The sequence below is a fragment of the Streptomyces sp. NPDC098101 genome (assembly GCF_044760185.1).
Taxonomy (GTDB): Bacteria; Actinomycetota; Actinomycetes; order Streptomycetales; family Streptomycetaceae; genus Streptomyces.
Map to the genome: position 1 here is coordinate 65,449 of NZ_JBIWAS010000005.1, position 16,923 is coordinate 82,371.

The 16,923-nt window shown below is 69.3% G+C and carries 14 protein-coding genes; 6 read left to right on the forward strand and 8 right to left on the reverse strand.

What is annotated here, in order from left to right:
* Positions 1 to 21: 21 nt before the first annotated feature.
* On the reverse strand, positions 22 to 1,404 hold the full coding sequence (locus tag ACIQVI_RS23160) for a serine hydrolase domain-containing protein (protein ID WP_403598920.1): 1,383 nt from the start codon (positions 1,402 to 1,404) through the stop codon (positions 22 to 24).
* 429 nt (positions 1,405 to 1,833) lie between these two features.
* On the opposite strand from ACIQVI_RS23160, the gene ACIQVI_RS23165 reads away from it, so the two are divergent.
* Both ACIQVI_RS23165 and ACIQVI_RS23170 read left to right on the forward strand, forming a co-directional pair.
* Positions 1,834 to 2,127, forward strand: coding sequence for a DUF6193 family natural product biosynthesis protein (locus tag ACIQVI_RS23165; RefSeq protein ID WP_403598922.1), 294 nt, complete (start codon positions 1,834 to 1,836; stop codon positions 2,125 to 2,127).
* Between the two features lie 434 nt (positions 2,128 to 2,561).
* Entirely contained in the window at positions 2,562 to 3,812 is a 1,251-nt protein-coding gene (locus ACIQVI_RS23170) for a hypothetical protein (RefSeq protein ID WP_403598925.1), read from the forward strand.
* 190 nt (positions 3,813 to 4,002) lie between these two features.
* Here the strand turns inward: ACIQVI_RS23170 and dnaB are convergent, their stop codons facing one another.
* Positions 4,003 to 5,463, reverse strand: a complete 1,461-nt coding sequence (dnaB, locus tag ACIQVI_RS23175) for a replicative DNA helicase (protein WP_063885203.1) — start codon at positions 5,461 to 5,463, stop codon at positions 4,003 to 4,005.
* 439 nt (positions 5,464 to 5,902) lie between these two features.
* Between dnaB and ACIQVI_RS23180 the strand changes: the two genes are divergently transcribed.
* A complete protein-coding gene (locus ACIQVI_RS23180) occupies positions 5,903 to 7,240 on the forward strand; it encodes an MATE family efflux transporter (protein ID WP_403598928.1) in 1,338 nt (445 codons plus the stop codon).
* A gap of 162 nt (positions 7,241 to 7,402) precedes the next feature.
* Here the strand turns inward: ACIQVI_RS23180 and rplI are convergent, their stop codons facing one another.
* From rplI to rpsF, 4 genes are all read right to left on the reverse strand, one after another.
* Positions 7,403 to 7,849: a 50S ribosomal protein L9 gene (gene rplI, locus ACIQVI_RS23185; protein WP_121830685.1), complete on the reverse strand. Its 447-nt coding sequence runs from the start codon at positions 7,847 to 7,849 to the stop codon at positions 7,403 to 7,405.
* Positions 7,850 to 7,867: 18 nt separating this feature from the next.
* Entirely contained in the window at positions 7,868 to 8,104 is a 237-nt protein-coding gene (rpsR, locus tag ACIQVI_RS23190) for a 30S ribosomal protein S18 (protein ID WP_005315025.1), read from the reverse strand.
* 57 nt (positions 8,105 to 8,161) lie between these two features.
* A complete protein-coding gene (locus ACIQVI_RS23195) occupies positions 8,162 to 8,755 on the reverse strand; it encodes a single-stranded DNA-binding protein (RefSeq protein WP_121830686.1) in 594 nt (197 codons plus the stop codon).
* Positions 8,756 to 8,828: 73 nt separating this feature from the next.
* Complete coding sequence (rpsF, locus tag ACIQVI_RS23200) at positions 8,829 to 9,119, reverse strand: 30S ribosomal protein S6 (RefSeq protein ID WP_015034882.1); 291 nt, start codon at positions 9,117 to 9,119, stop codon at positions 8,829 to 8,831.
* Between the two features lie 295 nt (positions 9,120 to 9,414).
* On the opposite strand from rpsF, the gene ACIQVI_RS23205 reads away from it, so the two are divergent.
* The 3 genes from ACIQVI_RS23205 to ACIQVI_RS23215 all read left to right on the forward strand — a co-directional run bounded on the left by ACIQVI_RS23205 (position 9,415) and on the right by ACIQVI_RS23215 (position 12,178).
* Positions 9,415 to 9,717, forward strand: coding sequence for a hypothetical protein (locus ACIQVI_RS23205; protein WP_121830687.1), 303 nt, complete (start codon positions 9,415 to 9,417; stop codon positions 9,715 to 9,717).
* A gap of 210 nt (positions 9,718 to 9,927) precedes the next feature.
* Positions 9,928 to 11,046: a peptidoglycan bridge formation glycyltransferase FemA/FemB family protein gene (locus tag ACIQVI_RS23210; protein ID WP_351970613.1), complete on the forward strand. Its 1,119-nt coding sequence runs from the start codon at positions 9,928 to 9,930 to the stop codon at positions 11,044 to 11,046.
* Positions 11,047 to 11,146: 100 nt separating this feature from the next.
* The gene (locus ACIQVI_RS23215; protein WP_351970614.1) at positions 11,147 to 12,178 is read left to right on the forward strand and encodes an alanine racemase; all 1,032 of its coding nucleotides are present in this window, start codon (positions 11,147 to 11,149) and stop codon (positions 12,176 to 12,178) included.
* A gap of 43 nt (positions 12,179 to 12,221) precedes the next feature.
* Here ACIQVI_RS23215 and ACIQVI_RS23220 read toward each other — a convergent pair whose 3' ends face one another.
* Both ACIQVI_RS23220 and ACIQVI_RS23225 read right to left on the reverse strand, forming a co-directional pair.
* Complete coding sequence (locus tag ACIQVI_RS23220; protein WP_403598934.1) at positions 12,222 to 13,748, reverse strand: glycosyltransferase family 87 protein; 1,527 nt, start codon at positions 13,746 to 13,748, stop codon at positions 12,222 to 12,224.
* A 149-nt stretch (positions 13,749 to 13,897) separates the two neighbouring features.
* A complete protein-coding gene (locus ACIQVI_RS23225) occupies positions 13,898 to 16,654 on the reverse strand; it encodes a transglycosylase domain-containing protein (protein ID WP_403598937.1) in 2,757 nt (918 codons plus the stop codon).
* Positions 16,655 to 16,923 lie beyond the last annotated feature (269 nt).

Below are 16,923 nucleotides of genomic sequence, written 5' to 3' on the forward strand. Positions count from 1 at the left end.
CGTGAAACAGCCGTCCGGGGTTCAGAGGCCGCGCCAGCCCGCCTCGTCCACACCTCCCGGCACCGCGTCACCCGGCGCGTACGGCTCGCGCGTGAAGACGAAGGAACCGAGGTCGAGATGGCTCACGCTTCCGTCGGGGCGCCGCACCACCCGGAGCGTCTCCCCCTCGTAGTAGCCGTTCAGACCGACCCAGCCGCCGTCGGGCAGCGCCCGGAACCGGGCCCGCCGTCCGGCGCCCCGCAGGGGTTCGAGCACCACACCCCGCTCGGGACCGAGCCGCAGCCCGTAGGCATACGTGCCCCAGTACCAGGGCCCGGTCAGGGACAGCAGCTCCTCGTCGACCTCCGCCTCGGGAAGGGGGCGCCACGGCTCCGGGAGCCTCGGCTCGGCCTCCGCCACGATCCGTACGAGATCGGCGGCCACGGCCCCTACAGGCGGCCCCGAGGTGGCGTTGGAGAGGGCGATCCCCGCGAGGCCGTCCTCCACGCTCACCCACAGGCAGGCGACGAAGCCCGGCAGGGAGCCGGTGTGGCCGATCAGGGTCCGGCCGTCCCTGCGCAGGAGCTGGAGTCCGAGCCCGTAGCCGCCCTCCCATTCCCCCTCGCCGGCCGGGGAGGCCGGAGCGCGCATCTCCGCCACGGAGGCCGCGCCGAGCACCCGATCGTCTCCCTCCGCGAGGAAGGCGGCGAACCGGGCGAGGTCGGCCGCCGTCGACCAGAGCTGTCCCGCCGGTGCCATCAGACCGAGGTCCTCGGACGGTTCGGGCAGCATCACGTCGGCCCAGGGGTGCACCGCCCAGCCCCCGGCGTGCGGAGCCACCGGATCGACCGTCGTACGGTCCATCCCCAACGGCTCCAGGATCTCGCGCCGCAGCACCTCCTCCCAGGGCTGCCCGCGCAGCTCCTCGATCAGTGAACCGAGCAGGGTGTAGCCGGGGTTGGAGTAGTGATGGCGGCGCCCCGGCGATCGCAGGAAGGGCCGCTCACCCAGGACGTCGGAGAGCTCCGGCCGCAGCGCTGCGGACGAACGCTCCCACCACGCTCCGGGCGTCTCGGCCGCGAGACCGCCGCTGTGGGTGAGGAGTTGAGCGATCGTCACCTCGCCGACGCCCGTCCCCTTGAGGTGCCGCTCCAGCGGATCGTCCAGGCGGAGGACCCCCTCGTCCCGCAGCCGCATCACCAGAACGGCGGTGAACACCTTGGTGATCGAGCCGATCCTGAACTGCGTGTCGGCGTCGGGCGCGTGGCCGTCCACGCAGCTGCGCGATCCGCTCCACACCAGCGCCCCGTCGCGGACCACCGCCCCCACGAAGGAGGGCGTCCGCCCTTCGGCCTGGGCCACCGCGACCCGGTGCAGCAGGGCCCGTTCGGTTCCCGGCAGCAGAGCTTCGAAAGATGTCGTCATGACCCCCATCCCACACGATCCCGCACCCCGGCGGCCCCGGGACAGGACGAGTGGCGTTCTCCCCCGGCCGCGCCAGAGGTCAGGGCAGATGCCCCGTCACGAGAAGCAGACTGCCCCGATGACCTCGAACGCGACACCTTCCGCCCGGCATGAGCCACGCCCGGCCGACGCTTCCCTGTATCCGGACCTGGTGTCCGCCGGCAGCTTCGCCGGAGCACTGGAGGCCGTGGCCGCCGAGCTCGGCCTCTCCCTGGGCGGGGTTCTCGTGGACGCTTCGAACCCGCTCCGGTCGGCAGGCGTCGAGAGCACGGCGCGGCCGACCGGGAGATGTGCTGGATCAGCCTGGGGTCCGAGGAACGGTGCTTCATCTTCAGCGGCTGGTCCAGGGGAGTGCGGTTGGTCTCGGGGGCGACTCGGGACCTGGGCGAGATGGCACGGGCCCTGGAGGCATGGCGGAAGGGCCTGAGCCTCGCGGAGATCCGCGAGGTGAGCCCGTTCGTCGAGGTCGGCGAACTGGCCGAGGCCCATGAGAAAGGCCCGGCCGAGGCGGTCGCGCTGGCCTGGCACCTGCTCGTGGAAAGGCTGCGCCAGGAGTCGGACCGTCTGGGGTTCGCCCCTCGGATGCTGAAGGTCGCCGAGCTCGCGCACGCCGAACCGCGCCTGCGCCGACTGCTTCCGTTCACTAGCCACTGGTCGCTTCACTTCACCAAAGGGAGCGAGTGAGCCTCCCCAAACTCCTCCAGCAGACCCAGGGCGATCTCCCACTCGTCGTGAACAGGTAGTCCCAGACGTCCCCCACCGTGATGTCATTCTCGGTGGCGGTCTCTTCCGGAACCAACAGGAAAGCTGCTTCGAGCAACTCAGGGACATCCATGCGCTCATTGTCGACCGCATGAACCTGCTGCCCGGTCCGGATGTCAGACCCTGCACTTAGAGTGCGATGAGATGGGGCCGGTACCGAGGCCGCCAGCACCGGAAAACGGCAGTCTCCCCGGTCTGCTCGGGGGTAGTTTCGGCCCAACCAGCGTCCAGGCATCGTTGAGGGCCACGAGTGCAGCCTGTCAGCGGCCCCCTTTGAGCACCTAATCGGAGTCAGTATCGAGCGCCCCGGTGCATCGCACCCGCCCCGGGTGCATTCACCGCGATCGGAGAGCATCGTGAAGAACAGCGCGTTGTGGCGAGTGGTTGACAACCAGAGTGGTACCCAGTCCATCGTCAGCACGCCCTCCGAGGCGGTCGCGTTCGTCAACAGCCAGTTCGACACCGATGACGACGACGAACCCTTCAGCATCACCGAGGTCGGCCCTCTCCTTCCGAAGCCGCTCGGGGTCATCACCGCATGGGCCGCCGAGAAGGACGGCGAGCGAGCCGACGGGCGTACTGCCCCGATCACCATCAGGCCGGTTGTGACGGACAACGCCAGCGAGTGCGATGACGTCGTGCTCTGGGGCAACGTGTACGTCTCCTGGGACCACGACATGTACACCGTCGAGGAGCCGGACAGCTGCGAGTACAGCGAGGCTTACAGCGCAGCCGAGTTGAGTGCCATCCTCGACGAATATGCCGACGCCTATGAGTACGCGCCTGAAGGGCCTGAAGTACCCGACAGCCACAGGTGGCCGAAACCGGAAGAGTTGATCACCTACGGCGCCCAGGAGTGTGCCAAGCGGTTCGGGCACCTCGACGACGACGCCCTGCTGTGGCTGGCTGCCACCCGCATCACGCTCGCCGTATGGCGCAACACACCCGTCGAGAACTGGCATGCCGGGAAGAGCCCGCTCCACGACGGCACGATGATGCGGATCAACGTGGCAACCACCCGACTCGTGCGCTCGATGCTTTCGTTCGACCATGTCGACTGGATCGGTCTCGGTCTCGCGATCGTCAACCCGTCTCGAGTTCTACCGACAGGGCAGTCCGTGCTCGAGCTCGGGCTGGCCTGCCACAACCCTGACGACCCGGCGCACGAGGTTGATCCGCGAGAAGAACTCGCGGAGATGGCACAGGTCGCGGTCTCATGGGGGCGACGGTGCTGCCTTCACGAGAAGGAGTTCGGCCTGCGAACCCTGATCGAATCCTTCTGCGCGTCCGACAACGGCTGGTTCGGAGCACCGAGTTGGGGGCGCATCGTCGATCGGTTCCTTACGGCTGTCGACGACCGGGAGAATGCGCACTGGCGCATATACCGGGACAAGCCTTGGTTCGACGAGTGGTTCACCAACCGCCCGGCCGACATTGCGGATACCACGGAATTTCGTCGGCTACTCCTTGCCGGGCCCGACCTGCTGTCCGAGGAGGCCGCCGAATGGTGCGTGGATGGTGCCATCCGGTACGTCTGCCAGGACGACCATGCGAACGACTGCTGGCGGTGCGGTATCCCGCTGGCAACGGAGTCTCCCAAGGAGTGAACGTGGGCAGTCTCCTCCGCAAGCGCTACGTTCGCATCCGCGTGAGGCGCCCACGCCGGACCTGAGGCAAGGCCATCCGAACGAGTGACGGTAGTGGCCAGCGATTCTCAATCCCGTGTCAGTTCGGCCAGTCACATGACATCGCGACTGAGAAAATGACACGGGATCTGAGGATCTACAGCTCGGCCCGTCAGGTCTGGGCCATGTCCACGAAGCGGGAGTAGTGGCCCTGGAAGGCGACGGTGATCGTGGCCGTCGGGCCGTTTCGGTGCTTGCCGACGATGATGTCCGCCTCGCCCGCGCGCGGGGACTCCTTCTCGTAGGCGTCCTCGCGGTGCAGCAGGATCACCATGTCGGCGTCCTGCTCGATCGAGCCGGACTCACGCAGGTCGGAGACCATCGGCTTCTTGTCGGTGCGCTGCTCGGGGCCACGGTTCAGCTGGGAGAGCGCGATCACCGGCAGTTCCAGCTCCTTGGCGAGGAGCTTGAGGTTTCGCGACATGTCGGAGACCTCTTGCTGACGGCTCTCCTGACGCTTCGACCCGCCCGACTGCATGAGCTGGAGGTAGTCGATGATGACGAGCTTGAGGCCGTTGCGCTGCTTGAGCCGCCGGCACTTCGCCCGGATCTCCATCATCGACAGGTTGGGCGAGTCGTCGATGTAGAGGGGGGCCTGGGAGACGTCCGGCATCCGGCGGGCCAGGCGCGTCCAGTCCTCGTCGGTCATCGTGCCGGAGCGCATGTGGTGGAGCGCGACCCGGGCCTCGGCCGAGAGCAGGCGCATCGCGATCTCGTTGCGGCCCATTTCGAGGGAGAAGATGACGCTGGGCAGGTTGTGCTTGATGGAGGCCGCGCGGGCGAAGTCCAGGGCGAGCGTCGACTTACCCATGGCGGGACGGGCCGCGATGATGATCATCTGACCGGGGTGCAGTCCGTTGGTCAGCGAGTCGAGGTCGGTGAAGCCGGTCGGCACACCGGTCATCTCGCCGCTGCGGGAGCCGATCGCCTCGATCTCGTCGAGCGCCCCCTCCATGATGTCGCCGAGCGGCAGGTAGTCCTCGGTGGTGCGCTGCTCGGTGACCGCGTAGATCTCGGCCTGGGCCGAGTTCACGATCTCGTCGACGTCCCCGTCGGCCGCGTACCCCATCTGCGTGATCTTGGTGCCCGCCTCGACGAGCCGGCGCAGGACGGCGCGCTCGTGGACGATCTCGGCGTAGTACGAGGCGTTGGCCGCGGTCGGTACCGACTGGACCAGGGTGTGGAGGTAGGAGGCTCCGCCGACCCGGGTGATCTCGCCGCGCTTGGTGAGCTCGGCGCCGACCGTGATCGGGTCGGCCGGCTCGCCCTTGGCGTAGAGGTCGAGGATCGCCGCGTACACGGTCTCGTGCGCGGGCTTGTAGAAGTCGTTGCCCTTGATGATCTCCACGACGTCCGCGATGGCGTCCTTGGAGAGCAACATGCCGCCGAGGACGGACTGCTCGGCGTCGAGGTCCTGCGGGGGGACGCGCTCGAACCCGGAGAGTCCGCCGTCCCAGGGGCCTTCGCCGCCCCGCTCGTGCTGGTCGTCGCGCCCGCGGCCGCGACCGCGTTCGCCCCGGGTACGGGTGGGCAGCCGGTCGCTCGGTCCGCTGTCGGCCCAGGGGTCGTCCAGGGCCTCGGGAACGCTCACCAAGCCACCTCCTCCGTCCGCTCCGCGGACCTAGCCGTGCCACTCTTTCACGCCACGGACCTGATCAGAGAGTGGCTTCGCGACCGCTTCCGGGACGTCGGGCGACGGACCAGGGTAGGCCTGTGGAGAGCTCCAGCCAATCCAGTTATCCACAGGCCCTGTGGGTGAACGCCCCAATGCTGTGGAGAACTTGCCGGATCCTGTGCACAGAGCGGGGGACAGCCTTGTGGACAAACTCATACCGCTCTCCACACCACCCATGTGACCTGGCCTTTTACCGTCCACCGGCTGTGGGAGAGAAAAACTTTTCCTCCCGGGCCAAGATCAGAACAAACGGCCCACATCCGAAGCCCTCCGTCCTCCACAGGTAAGGGTCATGGATACCTTGTATCTGTTACCTGTGGAAGATTAGATTGCTCCCATGAGTCAGGCTCCCCCGACCCCCAAGGCCGTCCGTCGTCAACACGACCGCGAGATCGTCTCCCTCGCCCTGCCGGCCTTCGGCGCCCTCGTCGCCGAGCCGCTCTTCCTCATGGTCGACAGCGCCATCGTCGGCCACCTCGGCACCCCCCAGCTCGCGGGTCTCGCGATCGCCGCAGCGCTCCTCTCCACCGCCGTCAGCGTCTTCGTCTTCCTCGCCTACGCCACCACGGCGGCCGTCGCCCGGCGCGTGGGCGCGGGCGACCTCCCGGCCGCCATCCGGCAGGGCATGGACGGCATCTGGCTCGCGCTCCTCCTCGGCACCGCCGTCGTCGCCCTGACCCTGCCCACCGCGCCCTGGCTCGTCGACGTCTTCGGCGCCTCCGACACCGCCACCCCCCACGCCGTCACCTACCTCCGGATCTCCAGCCTCGGCATCCCCGCCATGCTGGTCGTCCTGGCCGCCACCGGCGTCCTGCGCGGCCTCCAGGACACCCGTACCCCGCTCTACGTGGCGATCGGCGGCTTCGCGGCCAACGGCGTGCTCAACGTCGTCCTGGTCTACGGAGCCGGGCTCGGCGTCGCCGGCTCCGCCTGGGGCACGGTCATCGCCCAGTGCGGCATGGCCGTCGCGTACCTCACCGTGGTCGTGCGGGGCGCCCGCCGCCACGGCGCCTCCCTGCGCCCCGACGCGTCCGGCATCCGGGCGTCCGCCCGGGCCGGCGTCCCGCTCCTCGTCCGTACGCTCTCGCTCCGGGCGGTCCTGATGATCGCCACGGCCGTCGCCGCCCGACTGGGGGACACGGAGGTCGCCGCCCACCAGATCATCCTGTCCCTGTGGAGCCTGATGGCCTTCGCCCTCGACGCGATCGCCATCGCGGGCCAGGCCATCATCGGCCGCTACCTCGGCGCGGACGATCCCGACGGGGCCCGGCAGGTCTGCCGCCGCATGGTCCAGTGGGGCGTGGTCTCCGGAGTGGTGCTCGGCGCGCTCCTGGTCCTCGCCCGCCCCCTGTTCATCCCGCTCTTCACCGGCGACACCGCGGTCCAGGACACCCTGCTCCCGGCCCTGCTCGTGGTCGCGGTCTCCCAGCCGATCGCCGGGGTGGTCTTCGTCCTCGACGGCGTCCTCATGGGTGCGGGGGACGGCCCCTACCTGGCCTGGGCGATGCTGTTGACCCTCGCCGTCTTCGCCCCGGTCGCCCTTCTGATCCCGGCCCTCGGCGGCGGGCTCACCGCGGTGTGGTGGGCGATGACGCTGATGATGACGGTGCGGATGCTGACGCTCTGGTTCCGGTCCCGCTCGGGCCGCTGGATCGTCACGGGCGCCACCCGCTGACCCCCTGCGCTTCCCCGTTTCACGTGAAACGGGGAAGGCTGCCCGCCGGCACCGGAGAAGGCGCCCACAGCGGCAGAAGGCGCCCGGCACGGCGGAAGGGCCGCACCCCGAGGGGTACGGCCCTTCCTTCCTGCGCAAGTAGACGCACTGCCGGGGGCAGCGTTACGCGGCGACGACCTCGACGCCGAGCTTCGCGGCAACCTCGGGGTGCAGACGCACGGACACCTGGTGCGAGCCCAGGGTCTTGATCGGCGAACCGAGCTCGACGCGACGCTTGTCGACGTCCGGGCCACCCGCGGTCTTGATCGCCGAGGCGATGTCGGCCGGGGTCACGGAGCCGAAGAGACGGCCGGCGTCGCCGGAGCGAACGGCCAGACGGACCTTCGTGCCCTCGAGGCGGGCCTTGATCTCGTTGGCCTGCTCGATGGTCGCGATCTCGTGGATCTTGCGGGCGCGGCGGATCTGCGCCACGTCCTTCTCGCCACCCTTGGTCCAGCGGATCGCGAAACCGCGCGGGACCAGGTAGTTGCGAGCGTAGCCGTCCTTGACGTCGACGACGTCGCCAGCGGCGCCGAGGCCGGAAACCTCGTGGGTCAGGATGATCTTCATTGGTCGGTCACCCTTTCCTTATCGCGCGGTGGACGTGTAGGGCAGCAGCGCCATCTCACGGCTGTTCTTGACGGCCGTGGCGACGTCACGCTGGTGCTGCGTGCAGTTGCCGGTCACGCGGCGGGCACGGATCTTGCCGCGGTCGGAAATGAACTTCCGCAGCATGTTCGTGTCCTTGTAGTCCACGTACGCGGTCTTGTCCTTGCAGAACGCGCAGACCTTCTTCTTAGGCTTGCGCACAGGCGGCTTCGCCATGGTGTTTCTCCTGTGTGATCAAGAAGTTTTGGGTACGAGCTGCTTCGAGGGCGTGCCCTAGAAGGGGGGCTCGTCCGAGTAGCCGCCGCCGGAGTTCCCACCCCAGCCGCCACCGCCGCCACCGGCCTGCTGGCCGCCGCCGGAGGGAGCGCCGGTCGCCCACGGGTCGTCGGCGGGAGCACCGCCGCCACCCTGCTGGCCACCGCCGGAGTTTCCACCCCAGCCGCCACCGCCACCGCCGCCGGCCTGCTGGCCGCCGCCGCCGTATCCGCCCTGGCCGCCGCGACCGGTGGTCTTGGTGACCTTGGCCGTGGCGTTCTTGAGGCTGGGGCCGACTTCCTCGACGTCCAGCTCGTAGACCGTGCGCTTGACGCCCTCACGGTCCTCGTAGGACCGCTGCTTCAGCCGGCCCTGCACGACGACACGCATACCTCGCTGAAGCGACTCGGCGACGTTCTCCGCCGCCTGACGCCAGACCGAGCAGGTGAGGAAGAGGCTCTCGCCGTCCTTCCACTCGTTGGTCTGGCGGTCGAAGGTGCGGGGGGTGGACGCGATACGGAACTTCGCGACCGCCGCACCGGACGGGGTGAAGCGCAGCTCGGGGTCGTCGACAAGATTGCCGACAACCGTGATGACGGTCTCGCCTGCCATGGGGAACCTCTCGGCGGGATTGCTGCTGGCTGCTGTGTTGCTACTCGGACCCGATGACCTCTGAGCTAGAAGCTCAGTGGGTCTCGGGACGGAGGACCTTGGTCCGGAGGACCGACTCGTTCAGGTTGAGCTGTCGGTCGAGCTCCTTGACGACCGCAGGCTCGGCCTGCAGGTCGATGACCGAGTAGATGCCCTCGGGCTTCTTCTTGATCTCGTAGGCGAGACGACGACGGCCCCAGGTGTCGACCTTCTCGACCTTTCCGTTGCCCTCACGGACGACGGAGAGGAAGTTCTCGATCAGCGGGGAGACAGCGCGCTCCTCGAGATCGGGGTCGAGGATGACCATCACCTCGTAGTGACGCATGTGGAACCCACCTCCTTTGGACTCAGCGGCCACGGTCGTTCCGTGGCAGGAGGGTCGTGATGCGTACGCAACGGTATCCGCCGCCACTGACAGTCCCCCTCGCCGAACGGATCGGACGAGGAGCACCGCCGGGATCCCGGGAGGGACCTGGGCAGACACCGGTGCAGACCGTACAGCGTACCCGTACAACCGCTTCCGGTTGAAATTCCCAGGTGAAGGGACGCAATCTGTACACAACGGATGTCGGCGGCGCTACGATGCGCCGCCTTCCGGCAAGCACGCCAGGAGGTGCCCCATGGCACAGGCAATGCGACGCGACCCCGGCCACTCCCTCTTCGCCACCGACGGCAAACCCCACCCGCTCCAGGACACCCTGGTCGGCGTGACGCTGGTGCTCGGCGTCCTCGCCTTCGTCACCGCGCAGTTCCACAGCCTCCACCTGCTCAGCTCCTGGGCGGGCCTGATCGGGATCCTGACCGGCGGATACGGCCAGTTCATCTCCGCGACGACCCGCGAGCGCTTCCTCCTGATCGTCGGCCTCGGCGCGGCGGCCGTCGGCTTCTACCTCGGCATGGCCCACGGCGGCCTCTTCGGCTGACCCTCGACGCCGGAAAACCGCCGGGCGGCCCCGGGAGGGCCGCCCGGCGGAACCGGACCCGTCCGGCGGACACCGGGGGCCGATCGGACGAGCCCCCCGGCACGTCAGGGCCCGTACGGACATCCGGGGCGCTCCCCGGTCACAGTAGGCTTCGGCGCGAGAGCCGGAGCCCCTGACCGATGGGGACACACCTGCCGAGGAGCGCCCCGCATGAGCCTGACCCTGAGGACCATCAGCCGTGAGCAGCATCTGGCGTACATCCAGAGCCAGCCCGCCGCGAGCCACTGTCAGGTCCCGGCCTGGGCCGATGTGAAGACCGAGTGGCGCTCGGAGAACCTCGGCTGGTTCGACAGGAGCGGCGAGCTCGTCGGCGTCGGCCTGGTGCTCTACCGCCAGCTCCCGAAGATCAAGCGCTACCTGGCCTACCTGCCCGAGGGCCCGGTCATCAACTGGCACGCGCCCAACCTCGACGACTGGCTGCAGCCGATGCTGGCGCACCTCAAGCAGCAGGGCGCCTTCTCCGTGAAGATGGGCCCGCCGGTCGTCATCCGCCGCTGGGACTCGGCCGCCATCAAGTCCGGCATCCAGAACCCGGACGTCAAGCGCCTCAAGGACGTCGAGGCCAGCCACATCGAGCCGCGCGCCTTCGAGGTCGCGGACCGGCTGCGGAAGATGGGCTGGCAGCAGGCCGAGGACGGCGGCGCCGGCTTCGGCGACGTGCAGCCCCGCTACGTGTTCCAGGTCCCGCTCGCGAACCGCTCGCTCGACGACGTCCTCAAGGGCTTCAACCAGCTGTGGCGCCGCAACATCAAGAAGGCCGAGAAGGCCGGCGTCGAGGTCGTCCAGGGCGGCTACGAGGACCTGGCCGAGTGGCAGCGGCTGTACGAGATCACGGCCGTCCGCGACCACTTCCGGCCGCGCCCGCTCTCGTACTTCCAGCGCATGTGGACCGTCCTCAACAGCGAGGACCCCAACCGGATGCGGCTGTACTTCGCCCGGCACAACGGGGTGAACCTCTCCGCCGCGACCATGCTCGTCGTCGGCGGGCACGTCTGGTACTCCTACGGCGCCTCCGACAACATCGGGCGCGAGGTCCGGCCCTCGAACGCGATGCAGTGGCGGATGCTGCGCGACGCCTACGCGATGGGCGCGACCGTCTACGACCTGCGGGGCATCTCGGACTCCCTCGACGAGACCGACCACCTCTTCGGCCTCATCCAGTTCAAGGTGGGCACGGGCGGCGAGGCCGTCGAATACGTCGGCGAGTGGGACTTCCCGCTGAACAAGCTCCTGCACAAGGCGCTCGACATGTACATGTCCCGGCGCTGACCGGTCGGGCGCGGCACGGCCCGGCGCCGTGGCGCGCGGTTCCGTACCCTCGTACACACCTGTGACTCATCGCTGCCATCAGAAAGGTTCCGGGCCGGCCATGGCGCTCTCCCTGTACGTCGACACCGCTCGCTGGCGGGCGCACCAGAAGTCGGTCATCGACCGGTTCCCCGGCCTCATCCCCGTCTGCAAGGGCAACGGCTACGGCTTCGGGCACGAGCGGCTCGCGGACGAGGCGGCCCGGTTCGGCGCCGACATCCTCGCCGTGGGCACCACGTACGAGGCCGCGAAGATCAAGGACTGGTTCAGCGGCGACCTGCTGGTCCTCACCCCCTTCCGCCGGGGCGAGGAACCGGTTCCGCTGCCCGACCGGGTGGTGCGCTCGGTGTCCTCCGTGGACGGCGTCCACGCCCTGGTGGGCGCCCGGGTCGTGATCGAGTGCATGAGCTCGATGAAGCGGCACGGCGTGCGCGAGGAGGAGCTCCACCAGCTCCACGCCGCCATCGAGGACGTGCGTCTTGAGGGCTTCGCCCTCCACCTCCCGCTGGACCGCCCGGACGGCACCGACGCCGTCGAGGAGGTCATCGCCTGGATGGACCGGCTGCGGAACGCCCGGCTGCCGCTGCACACCATGTTCGTCAGCCACCTGCGGGCCGAGGAGCAGGCCCGGCTCCAGCAGCAGTTCCCGCAGACGCGTTTCCGCGCCCGCATCGGCACCCGGCTCTGGCTGGGCGACCACGAGGCCACGGAGTACCGGGGCGCGGTCCTCGACGTGACCCGGGTCTCCAAGGGCGACCGGTTCGGCTACCGCCAGCAGAAGGCCGCGTCGGACGGCTGGCTGGTCGTCGTCGCCGGCGGCACCTCGCACGGCGTGGGCCTGGAGGCCCCCAAGGCGATGCACGGCGTCATGCCGCGCGCCAAGGGCGTGGCGCGGGCCGGTCTCGCCACCGTCAACCGGAACCTGTCGCCGTTCGTGTGGGCCGGGAAGCAGCGCTGGTTCGCCGAGCCGCCGCACATGCAGGTGTCGATCCTGTTCGTGCCCGCCGACGCCCAGGAGCCCCGGGTCGGCGACGAGCTCGTGGCGCACCTGCGCCACACCACGACGCAGTTCGACCGGCTCGTCGAGCGCTGATCATCCGGTCCGGGGCCCCGGGCCCCGGACCGGTGACGGCCGTTCAGCCCCGGGATCCCCGCTCTTCGGAAGCATCACCGGGAGCATCCCCGGGAGCGCCCCACCGCACCCGTTGCGCCTCCTCGGAGGCCGGGGCCGCGTGCCGGGCCGCGTGCCCCGCGCCGCCCGCCGCGAAGACGTCCTCCGCGCCGTCCAGGACGCCGCCCGAGGGGTCGTCGGAGCCGTCCTGCCGGACCGGGTCCTTCTCGGGCGCCAGGATGTCGCGCACGACCATCACGCACAGGTACAGGGTGCCGAGCAGGTGCAGGACGATCGCGAACTGGTAGCCCTCCACCGGCAGGCCCTGCTTGTTGCCGCTGGTCGTGAACGCCAGGTACATCCAGACGCCCAGGAAGTACATGACCTCGCACGCCTGCCAGATCAGGAAGTCGCGCCAGCGCGGCCTGGCGAGGACCGCCAGCGGGACGAGCCACAGCACGTACTGCGGCGAGTAGACCTTGTTGACCAGGACGAACGCGGCGACGAACAGGAAGGCCAGCTGGACGAAGCGGGGCCTGCGGGGCGCCGTGAACGCCAGGTAGGCGAGGGCGATGACGGCCATGCCCATCAGGAGCAGCGCGTACAGGTTGGCCCGGTCGGGCGGGATCGAGGCGCCCGTGCGCTGGCTGACGAGCAGCCAGACCGAGCCGAAGTCGACGTTCCGCTGCCTGCTGAAGACGTAGAACTGCTTCCACCCCTCCGGCGCGAGCAGCATCACCGGCAGGTTCACGACCAGCCAGGCCCCCGCGAAGCCGAGCACCGCGGCCCCGTACTCCCGCCACTTCCCGGCCCGGCAGCAGACCAGCAGCAGCGGCAGGAGGAGCAGGACCGGGTAGAGCTTGGCGGCCGTGGCCAGGCCCAGCAGGATCCCGAAGGCCACCGGACGGCTCCGCGCCCACATCAGGACGGCGGCGGCGGTCAGCGCGACGGCCAGCAGGTCCCAGTTGATCGTGGCCGTGAGCGCCACCGCGGGCGCCAGCGCGACCAGGAGGCCGTCCCAGGGGCGCAGGCGGTGCGTCCTGGCCACGCAGACCGCCAGGACGGCCGCGCAGACCATCAGCAGGCCGGCGTTGACCAGCCAGTACGCCTGCTCGCGCTCCGCCATTTCGCCGCCGCCCGGCGTCAGCCAGGCCGCGACCTCCATGAAGAGCCCGGTCAGGACGGGGTACTCCAGGAACGGTATGTCGCCGGCCAGCCGGTCGAAGTAGGGGACCAGGCCGTCCGCGAAGCCCCGCCCGGAGAACAGGTGCGGGATGTCCGAGTAGCAGGCGTGCGTGTACTGGGAGGTCGTCCCCCGGAACCAGGCCCAGTTGTAGCAGGGCAGCTTCTGCACCATGCCCAGGGCGAACATGCCGATGGCCACGAGGGCGATCACCCGTACCGGGGAGGGCTTTCCGGTGCCGGGCAGCGCCCGGCGGCCGTAGGGGCCGCCGATCAGCTCGCTGCCCGCGGCGGCCACCTCGTCCCGGTGGGTGGGGATGACCGTCTGCGAGCGCTCCCGCGGCGCGCTCGTCTTCTGGAGGCTCGGCATGGGGGACATCCTGCCGTACGTCCCCGGGAAAACGGCGGGGGCCGCCGCGGCCGACCCCGTACGGAAGGTACGGAGCGGCCGCGACGGCCCCTGAGGAGCGTCCCCGGCGGAGGCCGGGGCCTGTCCGGCGGATCGGGGTCGGGTAGGCCCTAGGGGACCCAGGACCCGTCGCCGGGCCTGTTCCCTCCGGGCCTGCCGCCGCCGTCGTCCGTCGGCGTGTCGGTCGGCTCCGGCTCGCCGGTGTTCGTCGGCGTGCCCGTGGGCTCCCCGGTGTTGCCGCCCGGGTCACCCGGGTTGTAGCAGTCCGGGTCCCAGATGCTGCACGTCGACTTGGTCGGCTTCGGCGACCTGGTCGGCGTGGGAGGAGTCGTCGACGGGGTGGTCGGGGGAGTCGTCGACGGGGTGACGGTCTCCGTCGGCGTCGGGGAGGCCGACTCCGACTCGGTCGGCGTGGGCGTGGGCGTGGGGCTCGTCGCACCGCCGCCGTAGACCGTCTCGGCGCCCTCCAGCTTCTCCGGCTCGGGGAACTTCACCTTCGGGTCGTTCTTGACGGCCTCGGACATGTAGTCCTGCCAGATCTCCGAGGGGAACGACGAACCGTGGATCGTGTCACGGCCACCGGTGCCGTACATCTCCTCGAACTTGCGGTCCTTCTTGGTGTCGTCGTCGTCGTAGCGGTACATGTCGATCGCCGTCGCCAGCTGCGCGGTGTAGCCCACGAACCAGGCCGAGCGGTTCTCGTCGGTCGTACCGGTCTTGCCGGCCACGGCGCGGCCGGGGAGCCGCGCCTTCCTGCCGGTGCCCTCGTCGTCGTCCACGACGTCCCGGAGGACGTCGGTGACGTTGTTGGCGATGGCCGGGGTGAAGGCCAGGTCGGTCTTCACCTCGTGCTCGTGGATGGTCTCGCCGTTCTTGACCACCTTCCGCACGGAGAAGGGGTCGTTCTGCTTGCCCTGGTTGGCGAAGGTCGCGTAGGCACCGGCCATGCGGATGGCGCTCGGGCTGGAGATGCCGAGGGAGAACGAGGGGACCTCGCCCTTGACGAGCGAGCTCTCCAGCAGGCCGGCGCGGACGGCGGCGTCCCGGACCCTGTCGATGCCGACGTCCATGCCGAGCTGCACGTAGGGCGAGTTGGCGGACTTGATCATGGCCCGGCGCAGGGAGATGTTGCCGTAGTTCTCCTGGCCGTCATTGGTCTGGCGCCACTCCTTGCCCTCTTCGTTGTGCCAGATCTCGCCGTTGTACTTCCGGACCGTCAGCCCGTTCTTGCCGGAGTAGCGGCTCTTGTCCGGGTCCACGATCTTGCGGGTGGAGGCGTCCTGCTCCGGTCCCAGCTCCGGGTTCCGTACGCCGTCCTTCATCGCGGCGGCGAGTACGAAGGGCTTGAACGTCGATCCGACCATGGCGCCGGTGGCGTCGGCGTTGTTGGTGAAGTGCTTGGTGGCGTCGACACCGCCGTAGAGGGCGACGATCTCTCCCGTGTCCGTGTCGACGGAGGCGCCGCCGAACTGGACGTTCGTGTCCGTCTTGGGACGCTTCTTGGGATCGATGTTCTCCTTCAGGACCTTCTGGACCGACTTCTCGAGCGCGGCCACCTTGCGCTTGTCGAAGGTCGTGTAGATCTGGTAGCCGCCGCGCTCCAGTTCCTTCTCGTCGATGCCGAACTGGGTCTTGATGTTCGCCTTGGCGGTCCTGACCAGGTAGCCGATCTGACCGGTCAGGTTGGCGCTCTGGCCCGGCTTCTGGATCTTGGGGAAGGTCGTGTACTTCGCCCGCTCCTCGGCGGTGATCTTCCCGTCCTTCTGCATCTCGTTGAGGATCCAGCTCCACCGCTTGGTGGCCCGCTCGGTGTTCTTCTCGGCGGTGGCGTTGGGGTCGATCTCGGGGTAGCCGGCCGGGTCGTAGTACGTCGCGCCCTTCAGCACCGAGGCGAGCAGGGCCGCCTGGCTGGGGTTGAGACTGTCGGCGTCCGTGTTGAAGTAGGCGCGGGAGGCCGCCTGGATGCCGTAGGCACCGCGCCCGTAGTACGCGGTGTTCAGATAGCCGGCCATGACGTCCTTCTTGTCGACCTCGTTGCCCACCTTCATGGCGATGAAGAATTCCTTCGCCTTGCGGGTGAGGGTCTGCGACTGGTCGTCGAGAAGGTTGTTCTTCACGTACTGCTGGGTGATCGTCGAACCGCCCTGGGTCTGGCCGCCCTTGGCCATGTTCCACACGGCACGTCCCATGCCCTTCGGGTCGATGCCGGAGTCGTCCCAGAAGGTCTTGTTCTCCGCCGAGACCACCGCGTTCTGCATGTGCTTCGAGATCTTCGGAAGGGTGACGATCTGGCGGTTGGTGCCGTCGCCCGTCGCGACCATGCGGGTGCCGTCGGCCCAGTAGTAGATGTTGTTCTGCGACTTCGCGGTGTCGGCCTCGTTGGGGATCTTCACCTGCGAGTACGCGTAGGCCGAGACACCCATCAGGGTCGCCACGAAGAAGAGGAACGTACCCGTCACGAGCCGCCACGAGGGCAGCCAGCGGCGCCAGCCGTACTTGTCGTGGCGCGGGTAGTCGATGAACCGCTTCTTGCCCGGTCCGCGCCCCTCGGGACCGCCCCCGCCGGGTCCACGCCCCCCGCCGCCGCCACCGCGTCGGCCGCCACCGGATCCGCCGGGACCGGAGCCGGCACCCTTCCGGCGGCTGCCGCGCTGGGCGGCACGGCGGGCCTCCGCACGCCCCCCGTAGGGACGCTGCTCACCCCCGTGGGAGGAAGGAGGCCCGTAGGAGGCCGAAGGAGCCCCCGTACCGACGTCTTGAACCGGGGCCGACCTGCGGCCCACCGGCTGCTGGGCAGCGCGCCGTGCCGCCGCGCGTCCACCCGTCGGTGGCTGCTGCTGCGGCGCTTTGCGACGATGCTCGCTCATCGAACGACTACTCCTCGGGCAGGCGAGTACGCCTGGAAGCGGCAGTTGAGTTCCGGTCCCCCCGAAATGCGCACGGCCGGGACCCATCGGAGGTCCCCCCGTACCGCAGCCGGTCACCCGCAGCACTGACGCCCCAGGGCATCGCTCGGTTCCCGGTGATCTGCATCAGCACAGACTACGCACGGCCAAAAACCTCCTAGGGCCGGACTTCACCCCAAATCAGGCAAGTCGACTGCTGTGAATTGAGGATGTGACGCCGGTCACGACGG

Coding starts and splice junctions, on each gene's coding strand:
- ACIQVI_RS23160 (WP_403598920.1), bottom strand. CDS start 1,404: ATGACGACATCTTTCGAAGCTCTGCTGCCGGGAACCGAACGGGCCCTG.
- ACIQVI_RS23165 (WP_403598922.1), top strand. CDS start 1,834: ATGGCACGGGCCCTGGAGGCATGGCGGAAGGGCCTGAGCCTCGCGGAG.
- ACIQVI_RS23180 (WP_403598928.1), top strand. CDS start 5,903: ATGAGTCAGGCTCCCCCGACCCCCAAGGCCGTCCGTCGTCAACACGAC.
- rplI (WP_121830685.1), bottom strand. CDS start 7,849: ATGAAGATCATCCTGACCCACGAGGTTTCCGGCCTCGGCGCCGCTGGC.
- rpsR (WP_005315025.1), bottom strand. CDS start 8,104: ATGGCGAAGCCGCCTGTGCGCAAGCCTAAGAAGAAGGTCTGCGCGTTC.
- ACIQVI_RS23195 (WP_121830686.1), bottom strand. CDS start 8,755: ATGGCAGGCGAGACCGTCATCACGGTTGTCGGCAATCTTGTCGACGAC.
- rpsF (WP_015034882.1), bottom strand. CDS start 9,119: ATGCGTCACTACGAGGTGATGGTCATCCTCGACCCCGATCTCGAGGAG.
- ACIQVI_RS23205 (WP_121830687.1), top strand. CDS start 9,415: ATGGCACAGGCAATGCGACGCGACCCCGGCCACTCCCTCTTCGCCACC.
- ACIQVI_RS23210 (WP_351970613.1), top strand. CDS start 9,928: ATGAGCCTGACCCTGAGGACCATCAGCCGTGAGCAGCATCTGGCGTAC.
- ACIQVI_RS23215 (WP_351970614.1), top strand. CDS start 11,147: ATGGCGCTCTCCCTGTACGTCGACACCGCTCGCTGGCGGGCGCACCAG.
- ACIQVI_RS23220 (WP_403598934.1), bottom strand. CDS start 13,748: ATGCCGAGCCTCCAGAAGACGAGCGCGCCGCGGGAGCGCTCGCAGACG.
- ACIQVI_RS23225 (WP_403598937.1), bottom strand. CDS start 16,654: ATGAGCGAGCATCGTCGCAAAGCGCCGCAGCAGCAGCCACCGACGGGT.